This window comes from Hyphomicrobiales bacterium, assembly GCA_016710435.1.
In the GTDB taxonomy this organism is placed as follows: domain Bacteria; phylum Pseudomonadota; class Alphaproteobacteria; order Rhizobiales; family Aestuariivirgaceae; genus Aestuariivirga.
Map to the genome: position 1 here is coordinate 1 of JADJVV010000053.1, position 4,085 is coordinate 4,085.

Genomic DNA, 4,085 nt, shown 5'->3' on the forward strand with positions numbered 1-4,085 from the left:
TACAGTCCGACCAAAGCGAGCGGGGATTTTCTTACCGTCCAGTGCGACATCTGTGGCGAGTGTTTGCCGGCTGCGCTGATACCGGATGAGGTATTCGACGGCTGGATGTGGGACGGCGTGAAGTATCCCCGGCTCGACTATCAAGCCTATTGCCGCGCGACGGATGCCAGCATTCGGCGCTGCTTCGATGTCGGAACGGCGGAGCTTGCGCTGTTTACGGGGATGATCGCTCATGGTTGATCGTGGCAAGGATATCCAAACCGAGAATGGATTCGTGCGCATCCATCCGGCAATCCTAGAACTGCTGGCGAAACAGGACCTTACCGGCCGCGAGTTCAGATGTCTTCTGTTCTTATTCCGCAAAACCTATGGATACCATAAGAGGGGAGACACTATCAGTCTGGCGCAATGGTCAGATGGAACCGGCATGTCAAAATCAAACATCTGCAATACCCTAAAGAGTTTGGTCAGTAAAGGCATCCTGAAACAAACACAAACCGGACCCAAGCGCCCGATAATGTGGGAGTTCAATAAGTATTTTGAGGGATGGAAAAACGCAGAATCTGTTATCCCCATGGATAACAGTTGTATCGCAGAATCTGTTATCCCCATGGATAACAGTTTGGAACCATCTATTATCCCCATGGATAACAGATCTGTTATCCCTGACCACGAGTGCACAAAAGATAAAAGAAAAGGAGAAAACCGGGTTACTCCATCCAGTGACTATTTCGGCATGAAACGTCCATACCGGGCAGAGGCAATAGCAGCCGATGGATTCACGCAAGATGCGGCAAGGTGCGGAGTCGATGCCAAGACGTTCAGGCAGATAACAGATGCGCTCTTGGATGCGACCGGGTTAAAGGCGCTTGTGGACGCCGGCGACGAATCGAAGCTGCGTTACGCCAAAAATGACGCACTGGTTTTAATCCGACTCGGCACGAAGACGGTGGAGCAAGTCACCACGCTCGCAGCCGCATACAAGACCGCCAACGCATGGCGAACAACTCCGCCCAAAACAAGTGACCTATCGGCATACGCTAGCCAGCTTCTGGCGGCGCCGACGATAGCAGAATCAAAAAGCACCGTAAACGGTTTCACCCTTTCCGACATAGGTGATTGACATGAAACAAACGCAAGCCCAGCAGGTCTTGAACCTGACGCACCCGACCGCAGAGATAACCACGCTCGCCGCCATGCGAGCCGACATGGACGCAGCCATATTCATGGCAGATGCGCTCTGCCCGCAGGATTACACCGACCCACGCCGCCAGGTCATATTTCAGGCAATCGTCAACGTCGTGCGCGGCACCGAACCGCTAGATGATACGGCGATTCTGGCGGAGTGCGCAGGCGTGGCCCGTGACATGCGCCTGGATGTGCATGTTGACGGCGGTTATCTGGCAGGCTTGGAAGGTGACCCGTTGCGCGCAAAAGCCTACGCCGTGACGGTCAAGCGCATGGCATGGTTGCGCAACGCCGGCGACTTCGCTTACTGGTTTGTGCAATCGCTACAGGAGTTGCCGGACCCTGACCAGTTGTATTCGTCGGCGAGCGAACGATTGCAGATGCTGCAACCGCCCCGCAAAGACAAGAATTTTGTGTACGGCTGGGACACCGTGACCGACCACGGGCTGTCAATCGAGCAGCGCATCAAAGACGCCGACTCAGGCATAGTCAATCCGTTCTCATGGCCGTGGGTGACATGGAACGCAGTTGTTCGCCCGCTCCGCCCCGGCATGGTTGGCGTACTGGCGGCGCCCGATGGCATGGGCAAGACAACCTATCTTGAGATTATCGCCGAACACTGGGCGCGCGGCGGTATGAACGTGGTGTATGTCCATCTTGAGGATGATTTGGAATACAAGCTCGACCGCCGCCTGGCACGATGGGCGCGCATCCCGCTGACCTGTATTGAGGATGGCAAGTTCACCCCGCCGCAACGTGACAAGATTCGTCAGGCGCAACAGGAGATTGACCGCCTCTGCCCCACGTTGCACTACTACCATGCGCCTGGGCAATCAATGGCTGACATCGTTCGGGAGCTTGAATCGAAGGTCGCAGAGGGTGTGTGTCAAGCCGTTTTCTTTGACTATCTCGACAAGGTAGCGCCGTCCCGCTCGCAGGCGAAACTGTTCGGTGACAACACCTGGGAACGGCAAAGCGCCGATGTCGAGGCGCTCAAGGTCTTTGCGGAAAAGCACCGGCTGCCAGTCGTGACCGCTACGCAGGGCAACAAGTCGATGCAAGAGGTCGGTGTTGTGCAGACTCGCAAGAACATCGGCGGCAGCGGTGGCAAGACGCAGAAAGCGCAGCTCGTTGTAATCCTGACCCGTGACCTGGTTGGACCGGAGGGATTGCGGGATGAGCAGGGGACCGTGTTGGCGGAACCTGGCGACTATAGCCCATTCGTCAATGTCCGAATCGACAAGCAGAATCGCGGGCGCGCCGGCGTGACCATCCGGCAATTCCTCATCGGGCAGTATTTCGACGTGCGCGATATCAAGGCGAGGTAACTCATGGCAGCGATAAAGCCCCGATTGCTGGATCTCTTTTGTTGCGCCGGCGGCGCCGCCAGAGGGTACCAGATGGCAGGATTCCATGTGACCGGAGTCGACATTAAACCGCAACCCAGATACGCCGGGGACGTGTTCGTGCAGGGAGATGCGCTTGAGTATGTCGCATCGCATGGGCATGAGTTCGATGTCATCCACGCAAGCCCGCCGTGCCAGGGGTACAGTGCGTCCAGACACATACACGGCGAACTGTCGCACCCGCTACTGATTGACGAAACCCGCCGGCTGCTACAGGCAACTAGCAAGCCATACGTTATCGAAAACGTGGAAGGCGCTCCGCTCCTAAATCCAATCGTCCTGTGCGGGATCATGTTCGGGTTGAAGGTGTACCGGCATCGCCTGTTTGAAACGAATCCTTTTCTGTTGGGGCCAGCGCACACGAGTCACCCCAAAAACGCTACAACGAATTCATGTCACGGATACTCGACCATTGCCAACGGCGCCACACACATAACGGCTGCTGGCCACAACTTCAACCGGATTGATGCAATGAAGGCGATGCGCCTGGACTGGGATATGACACGGGAAGAGGTCGCCCAAGCCATTCCGCCATCCTACACCGAATACATCGGGCGTCACATGTTGGAATCGATCGAGGTGTCAGCATGGCAGCGGGCTAATCTGCGGCGCCGCTCTCCTGGCGCTACCGGTGACGATACTCGTTTTGTGGATTTGGAAGGGGAAGGTGCAACCGTGAAAGAACAATCAGCAGCGCAGGCGCTCGCCGCCATGCTCAAAGCGAACCCAGACCTGTCCGTCAATGGCCAGGTGTCAGCCGTGGTCGAGGATGTCGACCCGCTCGAGCACGCCGAACAGTGCGCAGTTATCGACTGGGCCAGGGCGCATGAGGATGTGTACCCTGCGTTACGGCTGCTCTACGCCGTGCCGAATGGGGGGTATCGACATCCGGCAACGGGCGCGGCGCTAGTCAGGCGGAAGGGGTGCGAAGTGGCATTCCGGATTTGTGTCTCCCAGTTGCACGCCGCGGGTTCAATGCCTGCTACGTCGAAATGAAGCGCATCGGCGGGCGCCCATCGTCGGCGCAACTGTACATCCTGGAGATGCTCCGGGAATATGGCAATCTGGCAATCATCGCGTACGGTGCCGGCGAAGCTATCCGGGCGTTGGAGCATTATCTGGCGGAGTGATGACATCAAACAACTGTCCGACGCCGATGGGCATACCCTCAGCCGCAAAGAACGCCAGCAGCGCCGCCACGGTGTCAACGTCGATTTGTTGCGGCGGCTTGCGCATGATGTTGCGCACCGTCTGCCTGCTAAGGCCGGACAGCTCCGCAACCTCAGCGAACGTGTACCGATGGTTACGTTGCGCCTCTAACTGGCCTAGCGGTCGCAAGACGTTGAATGTCACTTTGAGCATGGTATCTCGTTTCGGTAAGGATTGCGTCATTGCGTCAAGCATACAGGCGCAACGGACAATTGTCAATCACTTTGCGCATTATTATTGCTAGTTGAGGACGCAAGACAACGGTTGTAAAAATCAGCACCG

6 protein-coding genes are annotated in these 4,085 nt (G+C 56.8%); 5 read left to right on the forward strand and 1 reads right to left on the reverse strand.

Annotated features, from left to right (window positions below):
- The 5 genes from IPM06_22630 to IPM06_22650 all read left to right on the forward strand — a co-directional run.
- A partial coding sequence (locus tag IPM06_22630) for a hypothetical protein (GenBank protein ID MBK8773207.1) occupies positions 1-240 on the forward strand: 240 nt, incomplete at its 5' end.
- On the forward strand, positions 233-1,123 hold the full coding sequence (locus tag IPM06_22635; protein ID MBK8773208.1) for a replication protein: 891 nt from the start codon (positions 233-235) through the stop codon (positions 1,121-1,123). The genes IPM06_22630 and IPM06_22635, both read left to right, overlap by 8 nt.
- Position 1,124: 1 nt before the next feature.
- Positions 1,125-2,516: a hypothetical protein gene (locus IPM06_22640; protein MBK8773209.1), complete on the forward strand. Its 1,392-nt coding sequence runs from the start codon at positions 1,125-1,127 to the stop codon at positions 2,514-2,516.
- Between the two features lie 3 nt (positions 2,517-2,519).
- Positions 2,520-3,590, forward strand: coding sequence for a DNA cytosine methyltransferase (locus IPM06_22645; GenBank protein ID MBK8773210.1), 1,071 nt, complete (start codon positions 2,520-2,522; stop codon positions 3,588-3,590).
- Positions 3,539-3,724 carry a hypothetical protein gene (locus IPM06_22650; GenBank protein MBK8773211.1) on the forward strand — a complete coding sequence of 62 codons (186 nt, stop codon included), beginning with the start codon at positions 3,539-3,541 and terminating at the stop codon, positions 3,722-3,724. The genes IPM06_22645 and IPM06_22650 overlap by 52 nt, the downstream gene beginning before the upstream one ends.
- On the opposite strand, the gene IPM06_22655 is transcribed toward IPM06_22650, so the two are convergent.
- Complete coding sequence (locus tag IPM06_22655; protein ID MBK8773212.1) at positions 3,690-3,956, reverse strand: helix-turn-helix domain-containing protein; 267 nt, start codon at positions 3,954-3,956, stop codon at positions 3,690-3,692. The two genes, IPM06_22650 and IPM06_22655, sit on opposite strands and share 35 nt — an antisense overlap.
- Positions 3,957-4,085: the final 129 nt, after the last annotated feature.